The sequence below is a fragment of the Clostridium sp. ZBS15 genome (assembly GCF_023845705.1).
Lineage (GTDB): Bacteria > Bacillota > Clostridia > Clostridiales > Clostridiaceae > Clostridium > Clostridium aquiflavi.
This window is the reverse complement of sequence record NZ_JAMQHY010000011.1, coordinates 24,052-49,750: the sequence shown is the minus strand read 5'-3', so window position 1 is coordinate 49,750 and position 25,699 is coordinate 24,052. Positions and strand designations below refer to the sequence as shown.

The following is a 25,699-nucleotide window of genomic DNA, read 5'->3' as shown; positions in this document are numbered from 1 at the left end:
ATTTTAGCATTCCTAAGTTCAATTACTCCGTCCACTTTGCTTATGCATATATCAACACTCTGCTAAAACAGAGCCTATATTTTAAATACCCATTATTTCTTTTATTTTGTTTACATCTATATTTTCTGAAAACACTTTTGCTAATTTTTCATATTGCTCATTTTTATAATCAGATATCTTATTTAATTCATCATCTTCTGATAAATTAAAATTGTTATTCTTCTTTAATGCATTAATAAATGCATTAGTAAATTCCTCCGAATCAAAAATTCCATGCAAGTAAGTTCCTGCAACAGATCCCTCTTTATCACAAACTCCAATGACTTTTCCTTTAGAATCCTTTATAAATGGTTTTACATTTTTTCCAACTTTACTTATCCCATTGTGTATTTCATATCCTACTAATGATTTATTTTCTATTTCATTAATATCTTTTAAATTTGATACTACTTGAGCCTCAACTTGCTTAGTTACTTTTCTTTCATTAAATCTAGTCTTTATATCAAGTAAACCTAATCCTTCTTCTTGAAAAGTATTTCCTTCTACACCTTGTTGATCAAGAAGTAACTTTCCTAGCATTTGATATCCGCCACAAATTCCCAATACTAATGTGCCATTATCATGCAATTTAATTATCTCATCTGCAAGTTTACTTTCCTTTAAGATCCTCAAATCTTCAATTGTATTTTTAGTTCCTGGTATAATAACCACATCTGGATCTTTTAAATACTTTGTACTTTCTACATACCTTATATTAACTCCATTTATTCTGTTAAGTACATTAAAATCTGTAAAATTAGACATATGAGAAAGTCTTATTATAGCTATATCTATATTTTTTCCTTCAGTAGATTCTTTATTACTTATCTTTTCTGTAACACTATCTTCATCCTCAATATCAAAGTATTCATATGGCATTACTCCAAGAACAGGTATTTTTATTATGTCTTCCAATTGTTTTACACCAGGTTCAAAGTATTCTTTCTTTCCTCTAAATTTGTTTATTATAACACCTTTAACTCTTTGTCTTTCATTTTCTGTTAGCAACTGAAGTGTACCAACTATTGTGGCAAACACTCCACCCCTGTCAATATCAGCAACTAATATAACTGGTGCATCAACACTTTCAGCCATATTCATATTAGCTATATCACTGTCTTTTAAATTTATTTCAGCACAGCCTCCAGAGCCTTCTAATACTATTAATTCATACTCATTACTTAGTTCATCATATGATTCTTTTACAATACCTTTTAACTTCTTGTTTAGTTCTTTGTATTTATAAGCGTCTATATTATCATAAACTTTTCCATTTACTATAACTTGAGTATGTCCTCCACTTGGTTTTAATAATATAGGGTTCATTAAAGCACTAGGTTCTATTTTAGATGCTTCAGCTTGTACGACTTGAGCTCTTCCCATTTCCGCACCATCTTTGGTTACATAGGAATTCAACGAGATATTCATTGCTTTAAAAGGAGCCACTTTAAACTCTTCATTTTTTAGCACTCTACATAGTGCTGCTACTAAAGTACTCTTTCCTACTGAAGATGCTGTACCTAAAAACATTATATTTTTTTTATTCATACTACCCTCCAAAAACATCTTTTGCAGTTTTTAACATAATACTTTAACTGCTTATTTTATTATTAAATATCCATAGTTATCTAAAATCTACTTTTCTATTATTTAAAAATTCTATTCATTATTACCAAGTATATTTTTTATACAAGAAATTAATTTAGTATTATCTTCTCTACTTTTAACTGCTACTCTATAATAATATTCATTTAAACAATCGTAGTTACTACAACTTCTTATTAAAATATTGTGTTTTAGTAGTTCTGATTTTAAATTAATATCTAAATTGCTTTTAAAAAATATAAAATTCACACTAGGCTCATATACCTTTAAGCTTTTAAACGTCTTTAGACTATTATATAGGAAAGCTTTCTCTTTTTCCATATATTGTATTGTTTTTCTCATATAATTTTTATCTTGTAAAGAAACTCTCGTTGCTACATCTGCCAGTGTATTTATATTCCAAGCTGGAGTTATCTTATAAACTTCACTTGTAAAATCCTTATTTGAACATAAACCATATCCTATTCTCAATCCCGGTATAGCAAAAAATTTAGTAAGCGACTTTAGTATAATTAAATTATCAAAAGCCTCTATAGTATTAACCATTGAAAAATCTCCTATTGTAAAATCCATAAAAGATTCATCAATTAAAACTTTACTATTGTTCTCTTTAGACTTTATTAAAATTTTCATTAATAATTCTCTATTCGTTAATACTCCTGTTGGATTATTAGGATTACATATAAAAACCAAGTCAATTTCTTCTGTAATTTTATCTAAAATATCCTCACATATTTTAAAAGAATTATTTTCACTCATTTTATATAATTCAACTTTTGAATTTACACATTCTACAGCTTCTTTATATTCTGAAAAGGTTGGTACAGGTATTAATACTTTTTTAGGATTTAATGCTTTAACTATATTAAATAGCACTTCAGCAGCACCATTACCTAACATTAAATACGATTTATCAATTTGTTCATATTCAGATATTGATTTTTTTAATTCCATGTAACTTATATCAGGATATTTTTTAATATCATCCATTGAATCTATTATAGCTCTCTTTACTTCATTTGACATACCTAAAGGATTAATATTAGATGAAAAATCTATTATATTATTATAATCAATTCCTTTTTGTCTTGCTATTTCTTTTATATTTCCACCATGTCCTATATTAGCCATAGATATGTCCTCCAATAAAAATTAATATGATTGATAATATGTATGATAAAATAGTACTACAATAAAGTACTTTTGACGTTTTATCTACATCCAAAATCTCTATTTCCTTAATACTATCTCCTATAGTTTGTTTTTTGACTAATTTTCCAAAATAATAGTTTGCTCCCCCAAGTTGAATTCCTAATATGCCTGCCATTGCAGCTTCTGGATGAGCGCTATTAGGACTTGAATGATTATATCTATCTCTTTTATATATTTTAAAACTACGTTTATAATCATATCCTAAAATCATAGCTGATAATACTATTAAAATTCCTGTAATTCTTGCTGGAATATAATTAAATACATCATCTAATTTTGCAGAAAAGTATCCAAACTCCATATATTTATCATTTTTATATCCAAACATAGAATCTAAAGTATTTACTGATTTATATGCCATAGCTAATGGTGCGCCTCCAAGTCCTGCATAAAAAATTGGTGCTATAATCCCATCTGACATATTTTCTGCAATTGTCTCTATCACGGCTCTTATAATATCTTGTTTATCTAAATTTTCAGTGTCTCTTCCTACTATAAAGGCTAATTGCTTTCTAGCAGCATTAATATCATCTTTCCTTACTAATGAAATAACCCTATATCCTTCTGTCACTAATCCTTTAGCAGAAATACAGAAATATATTACTACTCCACCTAAAAGTATACCTAAATACTTATTAAAATCACTTACAATCTTTAATATAAAAAAGTTAAATAAAAATGTAGTACTTATAATTATTAACCAAGTAATAAGGCCACCTATCTTTAAATAATTCTTAAATAACTTTCTAGATATTTTTTCTAATTTACTGGCAAAATTTCCAATTATTCTAACGGGATGTATCGGATTTTCTGGATCTCCAATTATTAGATCCAAAATAAATCCAATAGTTAATTCTATCATTCTATAAACCACCCTTAATCTTTTGAATTTTAAAATTACATCTTAAAAATTTCTTTAACACTTGTTATTTCTACATCATTTTCTAGTGATATTATAAGTTTATATCCATCTCCACCTTGTGGTTGCCACTCTATAAAGCTTTTTTTATTGTCATATAATTCTTCTAATAACATTCCTATAGTGCCTCCATGCAAAACAGCTAATGCACTTTTAATATTTTCATTACTCAATTCACATATTAAATTAAAAAAGCCTTTTAATATTCTTTCTTTAAATTCTTTTTTACTCTCCCCATTAGGACATTTAACTTCTCCAACCTCATCCATAATCCATTCTTGATATTTAGGATTTTCTTTTAAATCTTCATAAGATTTTAACTCAAATTCACCAAAATTATATTCACACAATTCTGGTACTAAATAATATTCTTCATTTGGATATAAAATTTCAAAAGTTTCATTAGCTCTCTTTAAACCACTAGTAAAATATTTTTCACATAAAGGATATATATAGTTTTTCTTCTTATCTATAAGATCTATAATACCTTCATCACATAATGAGACATCTGTTTTGCCATAATATAATTTTTCTTTATTACAATATGTCTTTCCGTGTCTAATTAGGTACAATTCAATTTTACTCATCTTTTAATACTTCCTCCAGTCCAAAAAATATTCTACATACCTTATTTGAATTTTGTGATAAAAATTGTAGTACTTTTCCACATTCTTCTCTCCATAGTCTATCTTCTCTATTTAAAGGTACGATTCCAGAGCCTATTTCATCGCATACAATTATCTTATCCTGAAGAATATCTAAATTTTCTTTTATTATCTCTAAAGTATCAATTTTTTTTAAAACACAATCTTTTATAAACATATGTAATCCCATTATAACTTTGTATGAAAAATCTAAATTCGAATTATTGCAATAAAATAAATCTTTATTTTCTAAGTTATATTTCTTTTTAACAAATTCATTTTTTCCATTATATGCTCCACCATAAATTAAAATCATATCTCCTATTTCCTTTCTTGATACCTTATATAAGTATTCACATAATGTTAGAACAAAAGTGGCTACGCCACCCTTCAATGAACAATTTACAATTGACAATGGACAATTGTGGTTGAAAGCCGCTGGCTTTCTTAAAAAATATATATTTAGAAATCACATTGTGATTTCATCCTAAATTGTCAATTGTTCATTGTCAATTCAAACATATATTCATAACCTTAGATTTTATCAGCCTTTCAAGCTTCAAAAATTCTATAATTTCCTATACATGAACAAAGTGGCTATGCCATCCTTCAATGAACAATTTACAATTTACAATTTACAATTGTGGTTGAAAGCCACTGGCTTTCTTAAAAAAATTTATATTTAGAAATCACGTTGTTATTTCATCCTAAATTGTCAATTGTTCATTGTCAATTCAAAAATATATCCATAGCCCTAGCTTTCATGAACCTTTTAAGCTTTAAAAAAATATACATGCTGAAAACAGTCCTACTAATTCTCCAACAACAAGAGAAAATCCTGCTACATCACCAGATATTCCACCAAATTCATTAATGCATTTTTTCACACATAAGCTTATAGCCACTGCAACAATTAGTAAAATTGCTATTCCAGTATATCCAAGTATAATTCCAAACAATATACATACCAAGACTAACTCTAATATTAAAATAACCTTGTCTTTAATGTTTGTCCCTTTTGTAAAATAGCTTCCTAATGTACTTTCTTTAATTGTAATTATAGTAATAAAAAAATATGCTACTATATTTCTACTTATTATAGGTAAAAATATCAATATATATGGATTTTTATTATATTCTAAAAATGAATAAACTGCACCAAATTGTATAAAAAATAAAATAATAACAGATATAACTGAAAATGCTCCTGTTGTAGAATCTTTTAATATTCTTAATTTTTCTTCTTTATCTCTTCTTGATAAAATAGCATCACATACATCCATAAATCCATCTAAATGTAACATTCCAGTAATTATGAATGGTATTATCATTATTAATGCACTTTTTAAAACTATAGATATATTTAAATAATTTATTAATTTATATCCTAGAAACCATACGCATCCTACAATAAGGCCTATTATTGGATAACATTTCATCATGTTTTTAGCTCCATCTTCATCCCATTGTACATATGGCATTGGAATTATAGTAAACATACTTAAAGACATCATAAACCCTTTAAATAAATTTTTCATCTCTTTATTTATCCCTTCTTAGCTAATTCACTTAATAAATTATTTCCTTTATGTACTTTTACATTACTAAAGCTACATTCAATAACTGTATCACATATCTTAGCTAGTTCTTTATTTATTTTACCAAGTTCTCTCTTATAATTTTCACTTATCTCATCATATTCTATAGAATCATTAAATATGTAGTCTGATATAATTACAACATTTTTAACAGTATCTATTATTTCTTTAATATTACTTATTATTTTTAATGAAGGACATTTTATTATATCATTTTTTATAAACATTTCATTAGTTAAAAGTGAAGTTATACTATCAATTAAGATTGTATCTTTTTCATTTATATATTTTATTGTTTCATTTAAATCTCTAAATTGTTCTAAAGTAACAAAACCTAATCCAAATCTGCTAATAATATGTTTTTCTATTCTTTTTTTATCTTCATCATCATAAGGACTCATAGTAGCTATATATATAACCTTATCTTTATTTAAAGATAAAGCTATTTTTTCACCTGTGTTAGATTTGCCACTTTTAGATCCCCCTATTATTAAACAATTCATATTACTTTTCTATTCCTATTCTTGATTTAATACCTTTTTTATAAGGATGTTTTATTGCTTGAATTTCAGAAACATAATCTGCAAGTTCTATTAATTTTTCATTAGGATTTCTTCCTGTTAATACTACTTCAAGACCTTTAGGTTTACTCTTTAAAAAATCTATAACACTATTTAAAGGTATCAACCCTAAATTAGTAGCTGCAATAATTTCATCTAATATAAGAATATCAAAATTTTCTTCTCTAGCTTTTAAAGTTAGATTTTTAAATCTCTTTTCATGTTCTAATTTTGTGTGTTTTTGTTCTTCCTCTGTCATAAATTTAAAAAACTTTTTAACAGGTTCTCCCTTTACTATTTGAAAATTTTGTCCAATTTTATCTATAGAAATTAATTCACCTGTATTATTATCTTTTAAAAACTGAGTAAGAAGTACTTTTTTATCTCTTCCTGCACCTCTCATACCCAGCCCCATAGCTGCTGTAGTTTTTCCTTTTCCATCTCCACAATAAATATGTATCAGTCCTAAATCCATTCTCTTCATTCCTCACTTTTTGTTATAAGTTTTAAGTACTTTATAATTTTAAGTTTTCTATATAATGAAAAGTTCTTATATCTAAAATAGTCTTTTAATAGAATTACCTAACTTTTAACTATACTCACTTAGCATTTATATATTAGATATCTTATCATTATATTATATAAATTATATGTATTAAATTCAAAATAATTATAACATAAGCCAATGATATATTAATTAATATCATTGGCTTATTTATCTTTTCCTTAATCATATTATTTTATTATATATGTCTTTATAAAATATGTCTTTATAAAAATTTTATAGCAAATTATTTTCTTTTAAAAACTCTATTGCAACATCTTTTGGATCTTTTCTTAACTCATCTACTTGATAATTTAAATCTATCATTACTTCATTAGTTAATAAAGGTGCTATCTCTTCAACTATAGGAGTTATTTCTGGATATTTTTCTAATGTTTCTCCTTTAACTAGTGGTATAGCATAGTATGGTGGAAAGAACTTTTTATCATCTTTTAAGATAGCTAAATCAAATTTCTTTAATAATCCATCAGTTAAAAATGCATCTATAACATCACTTTCATTATTCATTAATGCTGTATATTTGGGACTTCCATCAATTCCAATTTCATCTTTAAAGTTAAAATTATATGTTCTTTTTAATCCAATAATTCCATCTTCTCTATTAAGAAATTCTAGACTTGGAGATATTGTTAACTCATCTCCTACTTTTGCAATATCACTTATTGTTTTTAAATTATATTTTTCAGCAGTATCTTTCTTAACTGCTAAAGTGTAAGTATTATTAAATCCCATTTGGTTTAATACTTCAATATTAAACTTATCTTTAAAATCAGTTTTAACCGTGTCATAAACCTTTTCTACATCAGATATAGGTGTATATTTTAATGTATCTCCATAGCATGTACCACTATAATCCACATACATATCAATATCGCCACTTTTTAACGCAGAAAAACAAATTTGTGTGCCTCCAAGAGCACTTTTACGTTTAACAGAAATATCTGTATTTTTCTCTATAGCTTCAGAAAAAATATTACAAAGTATCTCTTGTTCTGTGTAATCCTTACTTCCAATTGTAATGGTCTTACCATTGCTTTTAGCTGATATATTAGTTACTATAAATATTCCTAATATTATACAAGCTGTAAGTGCAAGAATACTTTTTTGTCTTTTATTCTTTTTTACTTTGGAAATTCCTTGTTTAGAATTTCCCTTTTGAATACTTACAGGTGTAACTAAATTTTCAATTAATCCAAATAAAAAATCAACTGCTAATGCTAATATACACGCTGGAATTGCACCTGCTAAAATTTGATAATTATTAACTGTTCTTATTCCTGAAAATACTAAATATCCTAGTCCCCCTCCACCAATGAAGGCAGCCATTGTCATAAGACCCACTGCTGTAACAGCAGATATTCTAACCCCTGACATAATAACAGGTAAAGCTAACGGTAATTGAACTTTTACTAAAATTTGAAACTTTGTAAGTCCAATTCCTCTAGCTGCCTCTAGTGTCAGTGGATTTATACTTTTAATTCCTGTATTTGTATTCTTTATTATTGGCAAAAGTGAATATAAAACAACCATTACAATGGCTGGTGTTGTTCCTATTCCTAAAAACGGTATTGCAATCCCTAAAAGTGCCATGCTAGGAATTGCCTGAATTATATTAGCTATTGCTATAACAGGCTTGTTCATTTTCTTTATATAACTTATACATATACCTAATGGCATTGCAATTATAATTGCTAATCCTACAGATACTGAAGTAAGTTTTATATGCTCAATCAATAACATAAAAATTTGAGATTTAGCTTCCATTAAATAATTTAAAAATCCCATCATTTTTATTCCACCTCCTCAGTATCTAAAAATTGCTCACTTAGCGTTGTAACTAAGCTACTTTTCGTTATTATACCTTTTAAGCATCCACACTCATCAACAACTGGTAATCTTGATATTTTATTTTCTTTAACAAGTTCCAATATATCTATAATTGTATCCTCTGGAAATGCCTTTATAAAATCAGAATTCATTATATTTTCTACTGGTATACTTCTATCCATATTATTTTGTATTTGTTTAGCTGTAACAATTCCTAAAAGATGATTAAATTTATCAATTACCATTAAGCTATCAACTTTTGAACTCCTCATCTTTTCCATACACTTTAGTAATGATATATTTTTATAACAGGTAATAGGATTATCAATCATTATATCTTTTACCTTTATAAATTCTGGTGAAGACCATATTCTGTTTTTTCCAATAAATTCACTTACAAAATCATTGCATGGATTTTTAAGTATGTTTTCTGGAGTATCATATTGAATTATTCTTCCTCCATTCATTATACAAATTTTATCTGCTATTCTTATAGCTTCATCCATATCATGTGTAACAAAAACAATAGTTTTTCTTAATTTAGATTGTAAATCAATTAATTCATCTTGAAGCTGTAAACGCGTTATAGGATCTAATGCACTAAAAGGTTCATCCATTAATATTATTTCTGGATTTGTTGCAAATGCTCTTGCAACACCAATTCTTTGTTGCTGACCACCACTAAGTTCTGTTGGATAACGATCTAAATATTCCTCAGCATTCAATCCTACCATATCCATTAATTCATAAGTTTTCTTTTCAATATTAGCTTTTTTTACTTTTTCTAGACGCGGGATTATTTCAATATTTTCTCTAATAGTCATATGAGGAAACAATCCTGTTTGTTGAATAACATATCCCATATTTCGTCTTAATTTTATGACATCCTTGAATCCAATATTTTCACCATCAATTAAAATTTTACCTGAAGATGGTTTAATAAGGCTATTTATCATCTTTAAAGTGGTAGTTTTACCACAACCGCTTTCACCAATAATACTTACTAATTCTCCTTTATCTATTTTAAAAGATACATCCTTTAAAACAGTTTGATTTTTAAAAACTTTACTCACATTTTTAAATTCTATCACTGAAAAACCTCCTCTTTTTGCAAAGTAACAACTTTATTATATCATAAAGTTGTTACTTTTGGCAAAAAAATAAAGACAACAGAATAATTGTCTTTATTAAAATCCTTATGGATACATAAAATTTTGTACTCTTTCATAACAGTCTTCATCACCCACGAAATAAAATATATCTCCTTCTCTAAAGATTGCATATGGCCCTGGAGACATCACTAAAGACTCCCCTCTCTTTATTGCAATTATAGTTGCAAAAGTATTATGCCAAAAATTAATTTCAGATATATTTTTTCCTATATATGGCGTATTTTTATTAATATTTATTTCAAATGGTATAAAAGGGTTTATAGATTTAAACCTATCTGTTTTATCTATTAAATCTAATAAATGTTCTTTGAGATATTTATTTTCCTCAGTTTGACGTTCTATACTTCCTAATATTTCTTTTTTTAAGTCATTTACTGTTTGAATATCTTCATATTGCTTTACAAATTTAATTGCATTTTGACATGATTTTATTGTAACTCCACTACCCTTAGCTGTATCTACAATTTCCATATCAGATAAAATACAAATAGCTCGTCTAGCCGTTTCTGATGAAACACTATATTGAGCTGCTAATGCTGAACGTGCATATATTTTTTCTCCAACTTTATAATGTCCATTTGCTATTTTTGAAGCAATATCTGCTGCTATTTGTTGATATACAGGGCTTACTATTTTTAAACTTCTTTTCATTTCCATATCCTCTTATTAAGTGTATTTAGCTATTAAATACACTTAATAAGAGCTGTTGTATTTAATAACTTTTCAACATGTATTCTACCATAATAAATTTATTTATTCTATTTATAAAAGTATTTTGATTTATATTTCAATATTTTTTTAAAATTACATATCATAATATAACCTTATATTATGGAATAAATGTATAACGACTAATTAAAGCAGCAATAAATATCAATAAACTAGATATAAAACTATGGTATGCCCTTTTAATTTCTTTTTTATCTTTACTTGTAGATGATATTTTTTGAAATTGTTCCCAATTAATACATAAGAAAACTGCCGATGCATAAATATTTAACATGTTTGCATTCTTAGGATTGTCAGTTTTATCAAGAAGATTTTCAGCATAATTAGTACCATTTATTTTATCTATTAGTTTAGCTCTTTGCCAAAAAAGGAAATCCATATTTTGGAGTATAGCTATAATAATAACGAATAGTGCATTTATTGATAGATTAATAATCTTTAATTGTTCTAACAATTCAGTAATGTTAATATCTGAAGCTGTATCCTCAGTTTGATTTGTACTCGAATCATTATTATTTTCGTTATATTCATTTGTATGTTTAAATTTAATGTCAGATTTATTTATATTATTGGAATTTGTTTTCTTATTATTTCTGATCATTATTTCACCCACATTTAAATACTATTAATCCATTAGAATTTAATAATTAATCTATATTTTAAATGAATGATGATATTTTAAAACACAGACATCAATTAAATTTGGTACTATATTATTTAATGTATGTTTAACTAATAAAAATGATTTTATTACTTAAATATATTTTTACACATATTTTAATTTAGTTTTCTTAACTCATCTAAATAACTATCATTAATTTTAGCTTCTTCAAATGTAGCCATATTATTCATCACAGCACATGAAGAGTCCATTATAGAAAAAGCTAAAGGACAACCACTTCCTTCTCCAAGTCCCATATCTAAATTTAATATAGCCTCTAATTCAAGTTCCTTCATTGCAATCTTAAAACCAATTTCTTTTGAATCATGAGAAGTAAACATATATTCTTTAGTTTTATGATTTAATCTAAATGCTACAAGTGCTGCAACTACTGATATAAATCCATCAATTACAACAGGTATTTTATAGTATGCCGCTCCTAAAAATACTCCCACCATTGCTGCTATATCAAATCCGCCAACTTTAGATAATATATCTATAGGATCATCTTTTTTAGGCTTATTTATCTCTATTGATTTTTTTACTACCTCTATTTTCTTTTTATAAGCCTTCTCTAAAAGTCCTCCTCCATAGCCTACAACATCTTCTACTTTGCAACCCGTTAATGATGATAAAACAGCACTACTTGTTGAAGTATTACCTATTCCCATCTCTCCAACTCCAAGTATTTTATAGCCTTCTTCTTTTGCATTTTTCACTGCTTCAATTCCAACTAATATTGCCTTAATAGCTTCTTCATAAGTCATTGCATTTCCTTTAGCTATATTATTAGTTGATTTCCTTATCTTCCTATTTAAAACTGATGAATGAGTGAAATTACTATTTATTCCTACATCAATGACTTTTAAATCTGTATTATTAGCCTTAGCAATTACTCCAACTCCTGTTAATCCTTTAGTAAAGTTAATTGTTTGGGCTAATGTCACATATTGTGGTGTAGATGCAACACCTTCTTCAACTACACCATTATCAGAACACATTATAATTATAGCTCTTTTATCCAAAGTATTTTTTATATATCCTGTGATTCCAGAAAGCCTTATTGACATTTCTTCCAGCTTTCCTAAACTATTTAATGGTTTTGCAAGAGAATTCATTCGTTCCTTTGCTTTTTCCATGACATCTTTATCTACACTATCTATATTTCTTATAATTTGTCTAAGAATTTCTTCCTTACTCTTCATAACTTTCCCCCCAAATTTATTATAATGTTTCTTGTAATTTACCATTCATTATTTTATTTATAATAAAATACAATGAGTTCCTATCTTCACTATAGATAATCTCTATTTGAAGCTAAGAACTCTAATTATATAGTAACAACATAGCTTTTATTTTAATTCATTTACTAAAAAAGAAATCAAACTTTCTTCATCATTAAATTCTAATTCATATTTAAATTTTGGTTTTTCTATAACTATTAACTTTATATTATATTTCTGTACTGCTTTAAATTTTTCTAGTACGCCACCTTGCAAACCACTATCTTTTGTTATAATACCTTTAATATCATATTGCTTAATAAATGCTTCTTCTAATTGTGCTGATATTGGTCCTTGCATGCCAATTATATCTTTAATCTCAACTCCACCATCTATCATTTTTTTTAACACTTCATAAGATGGCAAAACCCTATGAATTATCCTATGATTAAAATCTAGATGTAAAAACTTAGAAAAGTTATTGCTACCTGTTGAATTTAATATATTTCCATTTAAATTACTAATTGCATCAATAGCTTCTTCATAGTTTTTAACTCTTATGATTTCACCAGCGTTTATATTCTCTAATGCACCTAATCTTTCATATCTTATATATTTTACATTAAGCTTCTTAGAACATTTCAATGCTGTTTTAGTAACTTCCTGTGCATAAGGATGTGATGCATCAACTAAAATATTTATACTATTTTCCTGAATCCACTTTAACATTTCTTCTTCATTTAATGGCTTTGTATTTAAACTTTTAATATCAAGTTCTTTTAAAAGTTCTCCACCGTATCTTGTTGCTGTACTAACTGCAATATCATTTGTATATTTGTTAATTAAAGATACTATATTTTTTCCTTCAGAAGTTCCTAATATAAAACCAATCATTACTTTGCTACATCTCTTTTCTTAGATGCATATCCTCTAGGTGTTATAAAACATCCATTTTTAATAAAACTTTTTGAGTTTCCTATAATAACAATAGACATCATATCAACAATTTCATAATCAAAATCTTTAAGTTCAACTAATGTATAGCTTTCATCATCTCTTAAAGCATTTCTGACTACTGCAATTGGTGTATTATCTTGTCTAAATTCTCTTATTATATCAATACATTCTTTTAAGTATTTATCTCTACCCTTACTTCTAGGATTATAAAGAGAAATTACAAAATCACCTTCCGCTGCTAAACTCACTCTTTTTTTAATATCTTCATAAGGCGTCATTAAATCACTTAAGCTTATATTACAGTTATCATGCATAAGAGGAGCTCCAACTACTGACCCTGCCGAACTTGAAGCTGTTATTCCCGGTATTACTTCAACGTCCTCATCACTTCTCATTTCAAGAATTAAACCAGCCATTCCATAAATTCCTGAATCTCCAGTACTTATTAATGCTACATTCTTGTCTTTTGAAAGTTCTAAAGCCTCCTTGCATCTAGCTTCTTCACCCATCATTCCAGTTGAATAAATTTCTTTATCCTTAACTAGATCTTTTACCATATCTATATATTTTGTATATCCTACAATTATATCGCTTTCTTCAATAACTTTTTTAGCTCTTATACTCATATTGTCTATTGAACCTGGACCTATTCCTATAACTCTAAGTACTCCCAAAGTCTTTTCCTCCTAAAATTCATCTTTATTTATTCCGATGCATAACGTAATTCCATTATCTTTTATCTTATTTATTAGTATTTCAGCACCCTCTAGATATACACAAGGCTCACATACAGAAGTTACACCTACACTTTTTAATACAAAATTGCTACCTTCAAACTTATGTTGAACTTTTCTTATTTCATCACCTGAAAATGTATTAAAATCGCACTCTAATTTATTACTTAAATCAATTATTGCTTTTTCATCTTTTTTTACATCAATAGATACAATTTTCTTTACAGCCTTAATTTCTAAATTATTAAGTAAAAGATGTTTTCTCACACACTCTTCTAACTTTTCACTAGGTGTATCTCTTCTACAACCTATTCCAAGTATTAAATCCTTCTTTATTAACCTTAATATTTTTGAATAATCTAAATCTGGATTTTCTATTATCTTATTTGTTATCCATATAGAATTTTCTTCTAAGCTGTTTAGGTTTTTATATCCTTTATTAATATTTATCTTTTCATAATCATCTTTTAAACCAATAATTTTTTCATTCACTAGAATAGCTGATATATATTTAGCTTTTTTTAAATCCTCTATAATAAGATTGTTTTGCTTTGCTAATATATCAGGTGCTACTATTCCTAAATTATCAGTGGCTGTAGTTATTATAGGTATATTATTTAATATTTTAGATACCTCTAATGTTAGTTCATTTCCACCACCTAAATGACCTGATAATAAACTTATAGTATACTTATTAGCTAAATCTACAACCACAACACCTGGATCTTTATCTTTACTCTTAATAAATTGAGCTATGGCCCTTACTGCAATACCAGTTGATGATATAAATATAATTTTATCGGAATATCCAACTGCATCTTTTGTTACATCATATAAATTGAATCTATCTGTTTTAAATATATTATTAACCAGTTTTACTTCACTATTATTGTATAACTTTTTTGTATCTAGATTAGATTCTTCTTTTATGTATAAATTACATCCTAACTCTTCTTTAAGAGTATAAGCAATGCCCTTCCCCTTAGGTGATGGACATATTATACTTATCATTTTTGTGCCTCTGCATTTCTAAACATATGAGAGAAATTTTTATCATATAATAAACTTTTTTCAAATTCATTGCCTATAAAATCTCCCACTAATATTTGAGCACATTTAGTTATATTATTTTCCTTTACCTTCTCAACTATGTCATCTAGTGTTCCCATTAATACTCTTTCATCATCCCAAGTTGCTCTTTCAACAACTGCTATTGGCACGTTCTTCTTATATCCTCTTCTTAACTTATCAACAACCTTATCAATCATAGATACTGATAAGAATATAGCCATAGAAGCACCTATTGATGCTAAAGCTTCAAGATCTTCTGTTTCAGGTACTGGTGTTCTTCCTTCAACTCTTGTTAAAATAACAGTTTGTGTAACACTTGGAAGTGTAAATTCTTTTTTTATTGATGATGCTGCTGCTGTAAATGAACTTACTCCTGGAACAACTTCATAATTTATATTTTCCTTATCAAGTTCAACCATTTGTTCTCTTATAGCACCATATATCGATGGATCTCCAGTATGTAATCTAACTATCACACTATTTTCACTTTCTTCTGTCTTAATTACTTCAATAACATCATCTAAAGTCATAGATGCTGAATTATAAAACTTAGCATCTTTTTTGCAGTATTTTAAATGCTCCTTTGATACTAAAGATCCTGCATATATAACAACATCTGCTTTTTCTAAAATATCTCTTCCTCTAACTGTAATTAAATCTACTGCTCCTGGTCCTGCTCCTATAAAATAAACCATATTCTACCTCTTTTCTTAATATTTGAATGTGCCTTATTATCTGCTTGCTATAACTAATGACATATAATCACAAAGCTTTAATATTTCTTCTCTGTCTTTTAATATAGTTTCTCCTTCTCTTCCAACTCTACTAATATAAGTATAGTCAAATCCCTTTTCTTCTAATACATCTAGAACCTCTTCTTCGTGCTTGTACATCTTCATAATTACTATGTATTTTTCATCTGTTATTTCTTTTATCTTGCTTGCAGGTAATATAACTAATTTTTCATCTCCAATTACTAATGTTCTATCTATTAAACTTGCTGCTGCACAAAATGAAGTTATTCCTGGTAGTGTCTTTACTTCAAATCCATGTTCTTTTACATGACTTAACATATGAATATAAGTACTATATACATATGGATCTCCAATGGTTAAGAATGCAACATTTTTACCTTCTGCTAATTTCTTTTCAATAAAGTCATAAGCTTCTCTTGATTTTTTTAATCTATCTTTTCCCCCCATAGGAAAATGCATAATTGCAACTTCAGCATCTTCTCTAACATATTCTCTTGCAGTTTCAAATGCGATACTTTCTCCACCTTCTGTAGCTGTTGGTGCAACTATAACATCACACATATTTATAGTTTTTGCTCCCTTTACTGTTATAAGTTCCTTATCCCCTGGTCCTACACCTATTCCATATAATACTGCCATTTTATTCTTCTTCTCCTCTTCTACATTTAATTATATATATTGGGTTAAGAGATATCATCATTAATGTATCTCCTTTATTTTTACTTACATTAACCATAGAAACTTCTACTTTATAATTTAATGATTTCATCTTTTCTATAGCTTTATAAGCATTATCTAAAGTGATAAAATTCATAACAATTGTTCCATCACTACTTAAAAGTTCATTACAAATTCTTATTATTTCCTCTAACTCTCCTGAACTTCCACCTATAAATATAGAATCAAACTCTAGTTCTTCATCAACTAATGTATATAATGCATTAGTTCCTTTTTTATTTAAAACCATAACGTTTTTACATTGAAATTTTTCAACATTACTTTTTGTAATATTATAAGCTTCCTCTTCTTTTTCTATAGCTAAAACTTTTCCGTATTTTGCAATCTTAGATGCTTGAACTGTAATACTTCCAGTTCCACTTCCTATATCTAATACAAATGAGTCTTCTTTTAAATCCATCTTACTTATTGAAAGAACTCTGATTTCCTCCTTTGTCATTGGACATTTGCCTCTAATAAATTCATCATCTTTTATAAATATCATAATATAACACCTTTACTCTCTATTAATTACTTCGTCCGCCTTTGCTTATACATATATCAACACTTTGTTAAAACATGGCTAATTATTAAAATACTCAGTTCACTAAATTGTTTATTTATAAACTCTTCAGGTTTTCCTATATTTATAATTTCGTCCTCATAAGAAAGATTTTGACCTATAATTACATTACAATCAATAGATTTAGAATATAAAATTTCACATAATTTACTTGGATTGTTTTCTTTATCAGTGAGCCATACGGTCATATTATTTTCTTTTACAGTATTTAAAAACTCTTCATTTCTTCCATGTAAACTCCCTAAATGCGCATTATTCCAAGGTAATTTAACCTTTGAAGATAAGTACTGAAAAGAACTTATTCCTGGTATTACTTCAAAATTATTAGTGATATTGTTTTTTAAATAGTTTACTATTCCATAAAACATTGGATCACCTGAAGCTACTAATGAAATATTAAAATTTTTATTTTCTTCTAATATTCTTTCTAAATCTTTTAAACCCTTTAAATAAATTTTTTTAGTATCAATAAAATCAAGAGAATCTACTGCTCTTTTAAACCCTATAATTACATCTGAACTTTTTAATACATTTGTTGCTTTTCCTACAATATAATCTTTATGTCCTGGACCAATTCCAACTACAAATAACATCTCTTTATCACTCCAAACATGAACTCCAAAGTAAGATTGGATTTGATGCTCCATAATACATGATTGCATCTATATTTAATTCATCATAAACATAATTTTTCATACTCTTTAATATTTTTTCACCTATATTTTCATATAATTTTTCATAGCCTTCACCTAATAATTTCACAGCACCTTCACAAGTTTTTTCATTTAAAACTTTATTTACTAAAGAAATGTCGTATCCTAAAAGTGCTAATTCTAAAGCTAATACTTCAAGCCTTACTCCACATACTCTACTATGGGTATTAAAACATCCATAAGCTATCTTGCTCATCTTTCCTATATGACCAACTATAACTATATTTTTAACATTACAAGAAACACAACATTCTAATGCAAATCCTATGAAATTTGAGCATATAATAATTTCTTCTTCTTTATAACCTAATCTCTTACAATAATTCTCACCTAAATTTCCAAAAGTAAGTATCAGATTTTTAAATTTTAAAGACTTTTGATTTATTTCTAATTTTATAGAAGCTTTTAATGCATCTTCCGACATAGGGTATACTATTCCAGATGTACCTAATATAGATATTCCCCCTTCTATTCCAAGCCTTGGATTAAAAGTTTTTTTACCTATCTCAATGCCTTGCGGAACAGAAATTATCACTTTTACATATTGATTTTTTGGTAAAATGCTCCCGACCTCTTTTATAATCATTTCTCTTGGAACTGGATTTATAGCTGGTTCACCCTTTGCTACAAATAGTCCATCTTTTGTAACTCTTCCAACACCAATTCCACCATCTAAGAAAATAGTCTTACTTTCATTACTTATTAACTTTTTAGATAATTCTTCTGCTTCTTCTTTACTTATTTTTTCTACTCTTGCTTGTATCTCGAGTCCCATTGTGATGTCTTTATCATCACCACTAAATTTTAATATAGTGCACTGTACAAAGTTTTCACCTATAACTACATCATCAATAGGCATTTCAACTTTTATACCCTTGGGAGTGTCTATTTCTATTTCATTTAACTCTTCTTCATCATTTAATAAATCAAAAAGTAACATTGTTGCTGCTTTAGAAGCTCCTGTAGCACATGATCCTGTTGTGTACCCACATCTCAACTTATTCATTCCACTTTCAATATACATTTCAAACATAGAAACTTACCTCCTAATTTCGGTACATGAAATGCACTTACTCATTTATATTTTCTCATAACAAGTCAAAAAAGCTAATTCCAAAAGCCAATGCTAATGGAGTATAAATATGACCTACCCTATCTTTTAACAATCATATACAAAAGTGCATTTACAATTGCAGCTCCAACTGTACTTCCACCTTTTCTTCCCTTTACTCTTATATAAGGAATTCCTAGTTCATCTAAATTTTCCTTACTTTCAGCTGCTCCAACAAAGCCTACTGGAACTGCTATTACAAGCTTTGGATTTGCTTTCTTTTCTTTTATAAGTTCTTTTAGTTTAAATAATGCAGTAGGTGCATTTCCAAATACAAATATATCTACATTATCACTGCAAGCTTTTTCAACAGCAGCCATACTTCTAGTAATTCCTTTTTCCTTTGCTTCCTTATGAACATCTGGTTCATTTACATAACAAATTACCTTACTATTTGTTTTAGCTAACGCCATCTTGTTTATTCCATTTAAAGCCATATTAGTATCTGTATATATCGTAGCCCCTTTAGATAACACCTCTTTTCCTACACTTATAGCATCATCACTTATTTCAACTAAATCTTTATATTCAAAATCAGCAGTTGTATGTATAACTCTTTTAACTATTAAAAGTTCTTCATCTATAAAAGAATGCTTACCTAACTCCTCACCTATTATCTCAAAACTCTTTTCTTCAATCCCCATAGGATTCTTCAAATAATCCATACGCTCTCCTTCTCTTCTTATAAAATTGATTTAATTTATAGTTTATTTAAATTTAAGTTAATATATACACTAGGTAAAGTGGCATTGTAATTGGANNTACTGCTTGTCTCAATTTTATATTGAGAACAAGCTAAAATGGGACTATAGTTATTTTAGTATTCCTAAGTTCAATTACTCAGTCCACTTTACTTATGTATATATTAACACTTCATTAAATTTATTTATCTATTTATTAAACTTTCTATTAATTTAATATTTCCCAAGAAATTAATGTGTGCATATCCTGCTAATGTATTATTTTTTAAATATCCACACTGCCAAGTTATCTTTTCTCCATCATATTGTGTTTTTTCAACATTATATATTTTATTTTCATTTAAATTAACATCTGACTTATGAAATTCATGAGCATTTATTTTAACTTTTTGCCCAAAATATTTTTCATCTATATTTACTGTACAATATCCAAATCTTTTAAGACCTTTAGTCATTTCACTTTTTCCATTAAAGAATCCAACCATATTATATCCATCAATTTCTTTTGTTAAATACATAAGACCACCACATTCTGCATAACATTTTAGTCCAGAATTTAATGCATTTTTTATGCTTTTTCTCATAGATATATTATTTTCTAATTCTTCTTTAAAAACTTCTGGATATCCTCCTCCTATGTATAAAAAATCTAAGTTATCTGGTAATTTCTCATCATTCATAGGACTAAAATAAATAACATTTCCTATAGATTTTAAAAGTTCTATATTATCCTTATAATAAAAACTAAATGCCTTATCTAAAGCCACTCCAATATTTAAATTCTTATTCTCTATACTAATCTCTATTTTATTATTGCTATCACAATTAATTTCTAACATACTCTCTAAAATCCCATCTAAATCAACATGTTCATTTATTAGTTTACTACATAATGATAACTTATCTTGTAAATTATCTATTTCCATGCTTTGCACTAGACCTAAATGCCTGCTAGAAATTTTTAATTCTTCATTTTTAGGAATATATCCAAATACTTTTGTACTGCAATTTTCTTCTATAGCATATTTTAAAAGTTTATAATATTTTTCACTTACACAATTTAATACAACACCAATAATATTAGCATTTCTATAGTTCTTAAGACCGTTTATTTCTGCACATAGTGTTGAACTCTGTCCTTTAGGTGAAAGTACTAAAATTATAGGCATATTTCCTAATGTATTAGAGATATCATAAGTTGAAAATTTTGTTGTTACTCCTACACCATCGTATAATCCCATTACACCTTCAATTATTCCAATGTCACCATTTCCTTTAAAGTAACTTCTTCTAACTCCATCTTTTCCCATTAAAAATGTATCAAGATTTCTAGATTCTACTCCTGTAGCTTCTTTATGAAAAGCTGTATCTATGTAATCAGGGCCTACCTTATAACCTTGTACACTTAAACTTCTATCTTTAAATGCTTTCATAAGACCTAAAGTAAATGTTGTTTTTCCTCCACCACTACAATTAGACGAAATAATTATAGATTTCATATTATTCACTCCTTTCTTGATTTAATTATGATAAATAAAATGAATATATCCAAACTACACTAAATCGCAGTGTAATTTTTTCGTACTTCCTACATTTAAATATCTGTCTTCTATAAGATCATAAATTCTTGAAATATAAAGATTTGTAAATTCATCTATTTCACCTAATCCATGAACATATGCTTCAACATTTATACCTTCATTTAAGAACATACTTTTCCAAGAATCTTCTTCTTCTGATGCCATATCATTTTTAACATGATCCCCTGCAACCACCATTAATGGAACTAAAGTAACATTATTAATATTTTTTCTTTTTACTCTCTTTAATACTGTTTCAAAAGTAGGATACCCCTCTACAGTTCCAACAAAAACATTATCATATCCTTCGTCAACTAAAACACTTTGAAGACAACCATATACAGAATTACAGCAATGTGGAGTTCCGTGACCAAATAATATAGTACATTCATTTTTCTTTAACAAAGTTTCTATGCTATTTATAAACAATGTATAATCCTGTGGTGCATCCTCTATGCCTTGATAATAAAATATTGGTCTACCAAGTTTAAGAGAAGAAAATTTATCTTTATACATCTTAGCAACACCTTTTATATAATCAAATTCCTCACCGGGAATTATATGTAATGGTTGAATTATTACTTCTTTAAATCCTTTTTTATATAAATCTTCTAATGCCTCTTCAGGTGTAGCTATATCTATGTTATTAACATTTTTTAATTTTTTTATTATTTTATGTGCTGTAAAAGCTCTAAATATTTCATAATCTTTAAATTCATATTTTATTTTATTTTCTATTCTTTCAATAGAATTTTCTAATGCATCTAAATGACTCGTCCCAAAACTAACTACTAAAATTGCTTTTTTCATATTTCTTTCTCCACTCTACTAATTTATTTTTTCTTATAATAAAACACAATTATTTTCTCAAAATAAAAAATATCCCTACTAAAATAATATACATTAGTAAGGACTTACTTAAACACATAACAAACTAAAAAAATAATTTCTTATTTTCTTTTAACTTGCTATTGTCCCTCCCTCCGAAAGATAGCATGAATTTTAGGCAGGTCTCCTGACTCAGGGGTCATCCTAAAAATTCTTTTCCTTCCCAGATAAAATTCCAGTGGATACTAAAAGAACTTAGTCACCCTTTACAGTAGCGGGGGCTGTAGTGGATTTTAACCACTTTCCCTATTAATCTTAAGCAATTTAAATGCCTATAGAACCTAAAAAACAAATATTTTATTATGGATAAATTATAAGGTACTACTTACTTTTATTCAACTAAAAATTATATCCAAAACTTTTAATGTTCACTAAATGTATTAATTGAATACTATATTATAGGTATAATTACATAGGAGAGGTAAAATGGATTTTAATAATTTTGATTTTAACAATTTTAGCTTTAATGATTTTATTAACTATATTCAAAATAGTGGAAACACCTCAAATTGTGATTGGAATTGTAAGAATGAACAGTGTAATTCAAATACAGAATCCAATAGTACAAGCACAAATTGTAATGATATTCCTGGTGGATTTCAAGATTTAGCTCCACAACTTTTTACATTGATAGCTCAAATACTAGGTTTGGTTATGGCTGGCAACTTGCCCTTTAACTTACAAAATGCAATTGGAAATTGGTTTGAATTATTAGGACAGGTTATACTAACTTTTAATTCTCAACAACAATATTTCCAAGGAGGACCTGGTAGGTACTATAATATAAAATATAAAAATGTATCCAATCCTTTCTGTCCAAATCCACCTACTCATACTGATACTAATCAAACTGGTGATTCCTATGAATCTTCTTCAACTAATACCTCTAATAATCAGAGTAATAAATCATCAAATAAATACGAATCTGAAATTAAGAATCTAAAAAATAGCATTGAAGAGTTAAGAAAAGAAATAGCTGCATTAAAAAATAATGAATAAAAAAAGTTACCTTTAAATAACATATATATTATCAAGGTAACTTTTTTTATTTTATATTTTTTTATATTATATAGATAAAATGTTATTTAACCAATTCCACCATATATAACACCAAGAATTATTATAATTATTGTTGCTGGAACAAATATGTATTTACCAAATTTAATAAATCCAATTCCCAATTTATATTTTGCACCTTTATTTACTTCATCTAATGCTTTTTTATTATCAACTATATAATAGAAAATAAATGCCGTTATTACTGCTCCTATTGGTGATAATATTATTGTTATGAAGTTTGTAAAATTATTAAATAATTCTCCATTAAGGCCTAGTGGAATTGCAAAAATAAATGCTACACTAGCTATAATTATTGTTGCTTTTTTTCTACTCCACTTAGTTACACTTAAAGCAGCCTCTACTGGTCCTTCAAGCATTGCTATTGATGAAGAAATTGACGCAAATATTATACTTAAAAAGAATAATGCACTTAATAAACTGCCTAACGGCATTGTTTGAAATATACTTGGTACTGTAACAAACATTAATGCAGGTCCTGCTGTAGGGTTTAGTCCTAATGCAAAAACTGCTGGCATAATCATAAATGCTGCTAATAATGCCGATAAAGTATCAAATGCTGCTGTATTTATAGCACAGTTCGGTATATCAAATTTATCATCAGCATAACTTCCGCATGCTACCATACAACATCCAGTTATAGATACTGTGAAAAATGCTTGTCCCATAGCCATAACCCATGTACTTGGTTTTAATAAATATGCCCAATCAGGTTTTAATAGATACTGAACTCCTGCAACTGAATTAGGCAAACTTAAAGACTTGATTATTAAAACTATAAAAATAATAAATAATAACGGAATAATTATTTTATTAATCTTTTCAATCCCCTTTGTAACACCAAAACTTACTATTATCAGTGTTATTAAAACAGCTAATGCATGCCATATGACAACATTGGGACTGTTAGCAAAGTTCGCAAAATATGTTTCAGTATTTATTGATGATATTTCTCCAGTTAAACTTATAAAAAAGTACTTTAAAACCCATCCAATTACTACTGTATAAAACATAAATATACCTGTTAATCCAAGAGTAGGAATTACAGATACTATCTTTCCACCTTTTATATTTTTATCTTTAAAAGCTTGTCTTATTCCTCCTAATGATCCTTGTTTGTACATTCTTCCAAATGCAAACTCTCCCATTAATCCAACTACTCCTAAAATAATAACAAAAAGAAAATATGGGATTAAAAATGCTGCCCCACCATTTTCACCCAGCTTATAAGGAAACATCCATACATTTCCTAAACCTATTGCTGCTCCAATACAAGATAGTATAAATCCTAATCTACTTGAAAAGCCCTCTCTTTTACTCACTATATTCCTCCTCAAATTATTAAATTTCAACATTTAAATTAACATACATTAACTATTATATGGAAAAAATATCATTATGTAAACAAAATATGTGATTTTTTTATATTTTTTTCATTATACCGTTAAATATTTTAACACTTTATCATATTTAAAGCATTATTTTTAAAACAGTATTCGACTAATTTATGCGTAAAAGTAAAAAAATAGTGTTAATATTAATTCTTATTTGTTAATATTAACACCATTTTCTTCTATAATTTAATAAAATTAATTTCCAGCTCTGTTATAATGCTGACTTGAAAAACCTTCTCTTTTTACAGATTTATGTTTTGCATTAGGATTATGATTATGACCTTCTTCTGTTATTGGAGTTTGATAATTACATTTTTCCATTCTTGCTGTTTTATTATCTGGTTGACTATCTTTAGGCATTAAAATCCCTCCTAACATTCAATTTATAATTAGTCTAAATTTAGTATGTCCAACATAATTTTATTTATTATAGATATGTTAATTAATTACTTTTACAATTTAACATACTAGTTCCTATTTAAGTTAATTTTAGATTTTAATTTTATAATTTTTGTAAAATAAATTTATTTACAGGAAATATTGACATAAAAAAAATAAAGGCGTATAATCAAACTTGTTGTGAGGCCCATTGGTCAAGCGGTTAAGACGCTACCCTCTCACGGTGGAATCATGGGTTCGATTCCCGTATGGGTCACCATTGTAG

27 protein-coding genes, 1 tRNA gene and 1 riboswitch are annotated in these 25,699 nt (G+C 27.3%); of the genes, 2 read left to right on the top strand and 26 right to left on the bottom strand.

Features of this window, described 5'->3' with window-relative positions; all coding sequences use genetic code 11:
• Window positions 1–81: 81 nt before the first annotated feature.
• The 24 genes from NG904_RS06065 to NG904_RS05950 all read right to left on the bottom strand — a co-directional run bounded on the left by NG904_RS06065 (window position 82) and on the right by NG904_RS05950 (window position 22,486).
• Window positions 82–1,587 (bottom strand): cobyric acid synthase, encoded by a 1,506-nt coding sequence (locus tag NG904_RS06065; protein ID WP_252230496.1) that lies wholly within the window; start codon window positions 1,585–1,587, stop codon window positions 82–84.
• A 111-nt stretch (window positions 1,588–1,698) separates the two neighbouring features.
• Window positions 1,699–2,775 carry a threonine-phosphate decarboxylase CobD gene (gene cobD / locus NG904_RS06060; RefSeq protein WP_252213855.1) on the bottom strand — a complete coding sequence of 359 codons (1,077 nt, stop codon included), beginning with the start codon at window positions 2,773–2,775 and terminating at the stop codon, window positions 1,699–1,701.
• Window positions 2,768–3,718, bottom strand: coding sequence for an adenosylcobinamide-phosphate synthase CbiB (gene cbiB, locus NG904_RS06055; protein WP_252213857.1), 951 nt, complete (start codon window positions 3,716–3,718; stop codon window positions 2,768–2,770). Before cbiB ends, cobD begins: the two co-directional genes overlap by 8 nt.
• Window positions 3,719–3,753: 35 nt before the next feature.
• Window positions 3,754–4,362, bottom strand: coding sequence for a histidine phosphatase family protein (locus tag NG904_RS06050; RefSeq protein ID WP_252213859.1), 609 nt, complete (start codon window positions 4,360–4,362; stop codon window positions 3,754–3,756).
• Window positions 4,355–4,735, bottom strand: a complete 381-nt coding sequence (locus tag NG904_RS06045) for a bifunctional adenosylcobinamide kinase/adenosylcobinamide-phosphate guanylyltransferase (RefSeq protein ID WP_252213861.1) — start codon at window positions 4,733–4,735, stop codon at window positions 4,355–4,357. Before NG904_RS06045 ends, NG904_RS06050 begins: the two co-directional genes overlap by 8 nt.
• Window positions 4,736–5,198: 463 nt before the next feature.
• Entirely contained in the window at window positions 5,199–5,957 is a 759-nt protein-coding gene (locus NG904_RS06040) for an adenosylcobinamide-GDP ribazoletransferase (protein WP_252230494.1), read from the bottom strand.
• 8 nt (window positions 5,958–5,965) lie between these two features.
• On the bottom strand, window positions 5,966–6,520 hold the full coding sequence (locus tag NG904_RS06035) for a bifunctional adenosylcobinamide kinase/adenosylcobinamide-phosphate guanylyltransferase (protein ID WP_252213865.1): 555 nt from the start codon (window positions 6,518–6,520) through the stop codon (window positions 5,966–5,968).
• Window position 6,521: 1 nt separating this feature from the next.
• Window positions 6,522–7,052, bottom strand: a complete 531-nt coding sequence (locus NG904_RS06030) for a cob(I)yrinic acid a,c-diamide adenosyltransferase (protein WP_252230491.1) — start codon at window positions 7,050–7,052, stop codon at window positions 6,522–6,524.
• A gap of 306 nt (window positions 7,053–7,358) precedes the next feature.
• Window positions 7,359–8,930: an ABC transporter permease/substrate-binding protein gene (locus NG904_RS06025; protein ID WP_252230489.1), complete on the bottom strand. Its 1,572-nt coding sequence runs from the start codon at window positions 8,928–8,930 to the stop codon at window positions 7,359–7,361.
• A gap of 2 nt (window positions 8,931–8,932) precedes the next feature.
• Window positions 8,933–10,060, bottom strand: coding sequence for an ABC transporter ATP-binding protein (locus tag NG904_RS06020; RefSeq protein WP_252213871.1), 1,128 nt, complete (start codon window positions 10,058–10,060; stop codon window positions 8,933–8,935).
• 105 nt (window positions 10,061–10,165) lie between these two features.
• A complete protein-coding gene (locus NG904_RS06015; RefSeq protein WP_252230487.1) occupies window positions 10,166–10,792 on the bottom strand; it encodes a GntR family transcriptional regulator in 627 nt (208 codons plus the stop codon).
• 178 nt (window positions 10,793–10,970) lie between these two features.
• Window positions 10,971–11,471, bottom strand: coding sequence for a hypothetical protein (locus tag NG904_RS06010; protein ID WP_252230485.1), 501 nt, complete (start codon window positions 11,469–11,471; stop codon window positions 10,971–10,973).
• 176 nt (window positions 11,472–11,647) lie between these two features.
• The gene (cobT, locus tag NG904_RS06005; protein ID WP_252230483.1) at window positions 11,648–12,736 is read right to left on the bottom strand and encodes a nicotinate-nucleotide--dimethylbenzimidazole phosphoribosyltransferase; all 1,089 of its coding nucleotides are present in this window, start codon (window positions 12,734–12,736) and stop codon (window positions 11,648–11,650) included.
• Window positions 12,737–12,883: 147 nt separating this feature from the next.
• Window positions 12,884–13,648, bottom strand: a complete 765-nt coding sequence (locus NG904_RS06000) for a cobalt-precorrin-6A reductase (protein ID WP_252230481.1) — start codon at window positions 13,646–13,648, stop codon at window positions 12,884–12,886.
• On the bottom strand, window positions 13,648–14,385 hold the full coding sequence (gene cobJ / locus NG904_RS05995) for a precorrin-3B C(17)-methyltransferase (RefSeq protein ID WP_252230479.1): 738 nt from the start codon (window positions 14,383–14,385) through the stop codon (window positions 13,648–13,650). The genes NG904_RS06000 and cobJ overlap by 1 nt, the downstream gene beginning before the upstream one ends.
• 12 nt (window positions 14,386–14,397) lie before the next feature.
• Window positions 14,398–15,456, bottom strand: coding sequence for a cobalt-precorrin 5A hydrolase (cbiG, locus tag NG904_RS05990; RefSeq protein WP_252230477.1), 1,059 nt, complete (start codon window positions 15,454–15,456; stop codon window positions 14,398–14,400).
• Window positions 15,453–16,211, bottom strand: coding sequence for a precorrin-4 C(11)-methyltransferase (cobM, locus tag NG904_RS05985; protein WP_252230475.1), 759 nt, complete (start codon window positions 16,209–16,211; stop codon window positions 15,453–15,455). Before cobM ends, cbiG begins: the two co-directional genes overlap by 4 nt.
• Before the next feature lie 36 nt (window positions 16,212–16,247).
• Window positions 16,248–16,910: a cobalt-factor II C(20)-methyltransferase gene (locus NG904_RS05980; protein ID WP_252213885.1), complete on the bottom strand. Its 663-nt coding sequence runs from the start codon at window positions 16,908–16,910 to the stop codon at window positions 16,248–16,250.
• A gap of 1 nt (window position 16,911) precedes the next feature.
• Window positions 16,912–17,493 carry a precorrin-6Y C5,15-methyltransferase (decarboxylating) subunit CbiT gene (cbiT, locus tag NG904_RS05975; protein ID WP_252230473.1) on the bottom strand — a complete coding sequence of 194 codons (582 nt, stop codon included), beginning with the start codon at window positions 17,491–17,493 and terminating at the stop codon, window positions 16,912–16,914.
• Between the two features lie 56 nt (window positions 17,494–17,549).
• Entirely contained in the window at window positions 17,550–18,164 is a 615-nt protein-coding gene (gene cbiE / locus NG904_RS05970; protein ID WP_252213889.1) for a precorrin-6y C5,15-methyltransferase (decarboxylating) subunit CbiE, read from the bottom strand.
• Between the two features lie 7 nt (window positions 18,165–18,171).
• Window positions 18,172–19,317 carry a cobalt-precorrin-5B (C(1))-methyltransferase CbiD gene (cbiD, locus tag NG904_RS05965; RefSeq protein WP_252230471.1) on the bottom strand — a complete coding sequence of 382 codons (1,146 nt, stop codon included), beginning with the start codon at window positions 19,315–19,317 and terminating at the stop codon, window positions 18,172–18,174.
• A gap of 119 nt (window positions 19,318–19,436) precedes the next feature.
• Entirely contained in the window at window positions 19,437–20,060 is a 624-nt protein-coding gene (locus NG904_RS05960) for a precorrin-8X methylmutase (protein WP_252230469.1), read from the bottom strand.
• A 221-nt stretch (window positions 20,061–20,281) separates the two neighbouring features.
• Window positions 20,282–21,595 carry a cobyrinic acid a,c-diamide synthase CobB gene (locus tag NG904_RS05955; protein WP_252230467.1) on the bottom strand — a complete coding sequence of 438 codons (1,314 nt, stop codon included), beginning with the start codon at window positions 21,593–21,595 and terminating at the stop codon, window positions 20,282–20,284.
• A gap of 54 nt (window positions 21,596–21,649) precedes the next feature.
• Entirely contained in the window at window positions 21,650–22,486 is an 837-nt protein-coding gene (locus tag NG904_RS05950; protein WP_252230465.1) for a sirohydrochlorin cobaltochelatase, read from the bottom strand.
• 178 nt (window positions 22,487–22,664) lie between these two features.
• A riboswitch (cobalamin riboswitch) is annotated at window positions 22,665–22,864 on the bottom strand.
• 126 nt (window positions 22,865–22,990) lie between these two features.
• Between NG904_RS05950 and NG904_RS05945 the strand changes: the two genes are divergently transcribed.
• The gene (locus tag NG904_RS05945; RefSeq protein WP_252230463.1) at window positions 22,991–23,563 is read left to right on the top strand and encodes a hypothetical protein; all 573 of its coding nucleotides are present in this window, start codon (window positions 22,991–22,993) and stop codon (window positions 23,561–23,563) included.
• An 86-nt stretch (window positions 23,564–23,649) separates the two neighbouring features.
• Here the strand turns inward: NG904_RS05945 and NG904_RS05940 are convergent, their stop codons facing one another.
• Complete coding sequence (locus NG904_RS05940; protein WP_252230461.1) at window positions 23,650–24,963, bottom strand: sodium-dependent transporter; 1,314 nt, start codon at window positions 24,961–24,963, stop codon at window positions 23,650–23,652.
• 267 nt (window positions 24,964–25,230) lie between these two features.
• Window positions 25,231–25,395 (bottom strand): hypothetical protein, encoded by a 165-nt coding sequence (locus NG904_RS05935; RefSeq protein WP_252213901.1) that lies wholly within the window; start codon window positions 25,393–25,395, stop codon window positions 25,231–25,233.
• A 223-nt stretch (window positions 25,396–25,618) separates the two neighbouring features.
• On the opposite strand from NG904_RS05935, the gene NG904_RS05930 reads away from it, so the two are divergent.
• Window positions 25,619–25,693: transfer RNA gene (locus NG904_RS05930), tRNA-Glu, on the top strand.
• Window positions 25,694–25,699: the final 6 nt, after the last annotated feature.

Coding starts and splice junctions, on each gene's coding strand:
- NG904_RS06050 (WP_252213859.1), bottom strand. CDS start 4,362: ATGAGTAAAATTGAATTGTACCTAATTAGACACGGAAAGACATATTGT.
- cbiG (WP_252230477.1), bottom strand. CDS start 15,456: ATGATAAGTATAATATGTCCATCACCTAAGGGGAAGGGCATTGCTTAT.
- NG904_RS06040 (WP_252230494.1), bottom strand. CDS start 5,957: ATGAAAAATTTATTTAAAGGGTTTATGATGTCTTTAAGTATGTTTACT.
- NG904_RS06035 (WP_252213865.1), bottom strand. CDS start 6,520: ATGAATTGTTTAATAATAGGGGGATCTAAAAGTGGCAAATCTAACACA.
- NG904_RS06025 (WP_252230489.1), bottom strand. CDS start 8,930: ATGATGGGATTTTTAAATTATTTAATGGAAGCTAAATCTCAAATTTTT.
- cbiT (WP_252230473.1), bottom strand. CDS start 17,493: ATGATATTTATAAAAGATGATGAATTTATTAGAGGCAAATGTCCAATG.
- cobM (WP_252230475.1), bottom strand. CDS start 16,211: ATGGTTTATTTTATAGGAGCAGGACCAGGAGCAGTAGATTTAATTACA.
- cbiD (WP_252230471.1), bottom strand. CDS start 19,317: ATGTTTGAAATGTATATTGAAAGTGGAATGAATAAGTTGAGATGTGGG.
- NG904_RS06015 (WP_252230487.1), bottom strand. CDS start 10,792: ATGAAAAGAAGTTTAAAAATAGTAAGCCCTGTATATCAACAAATAGCA.
- NG904_RS05955 (WP_252230467.1), bottom strand. CDS start 21,595: ATGAAATCTATAATTATTTCGTCTAATTGTAGTGGTGGAGGAAAAACA.
- NG904_RS05950 (WP_252230465.1), bottom strand. CDS start 22,486: ATGAAAAAAGCAATTTTAGTAGTTAGTTTTGGGACGAGTCATTTAGAT.
- cobD (WP_252213855.1), bottom strand. CDS start 2,775: ATGGCTAATATAGGACATGGTGGAAATATAAAAGAAATAGCAAGACAA.
- cbiB (WP_252213857.1), bottom strand. CDS start 3,718: ATGATAGAATTAACTATTGGATTTATTTTGGATCTAATAATTGGAGAT.
- cbiE (WP_252213889.1), bottom strand. CDS start 18,164: ATGTTATTTGTAGTTGGAATTGGTCCAGGACATAAAGATTATATTGTA.
- NG904_RS05945 (WP_252230463.1), top strand. CDS start 22,991: ATGGATTTTAATAATTTTGATTTTAACAATTTTAGCTTTAATGATTTT.
- NG904_RS06010 (WP_252230485.1), bottom strand. CDS start 11,471: ATGATCAGAAATAATAAGAAAACAAATTCCAATAATATAAATAAATCT.
- NG904_RS06000 (WP_252230481.1), bottom strand. CDS start 13,648: ATGATTGGTTTTATATTAGGAACTTCTGAAGGAAAAAATATAGTATCT.
- NG904_RS06065 (WP_252230496.1), bottom strand. CDS start 1,587: ATGAATAAAAAAAATATAATGTTTTTAGGTACAGCATCTTCAGTAGGA.
- cobT (WP_252230483.1), bottom strand. CDS start 12,736: ATGAAGAGTAAGGAAGAAATTCTTAGACAAATTATAAGAAATATAGAT.
- NG904_RS06045 (WP_252213861.1), bottom strand. CDS start 4,735: ATGATTTTAATTTATGGTGGAGCATATAATGGAAAAAATGAATTTGTT.
- NG904_RS05935 (WP_252213901.1), bottom strand. CDS start 25,395: ATGCCTAAAGATAGTCAACCAGATAATAAAACAGCAAGAATGGAAAAA.
- NG904_RS06030 (WP_252230491.1), bottom strand. CDS start 7,052: ATGGATTTAGGACTGATACATATTTATTGTGGAGATGGAAAAGGAAAA.
- NG904_RS05960 (WP_252230469.1), bottom strand. CDS start 20,060: ATGGATTATTTGAAGAATCCTATGGGGATTGAAGAAAAGAGTTTTGAG.
- NG904_RS05980 (WP_252213885.1), bottom strand. CDS start 16,910: ATGGCAGTATTATATGGAATAGGTGTAGGACCAGGGGATAAGGAACTT.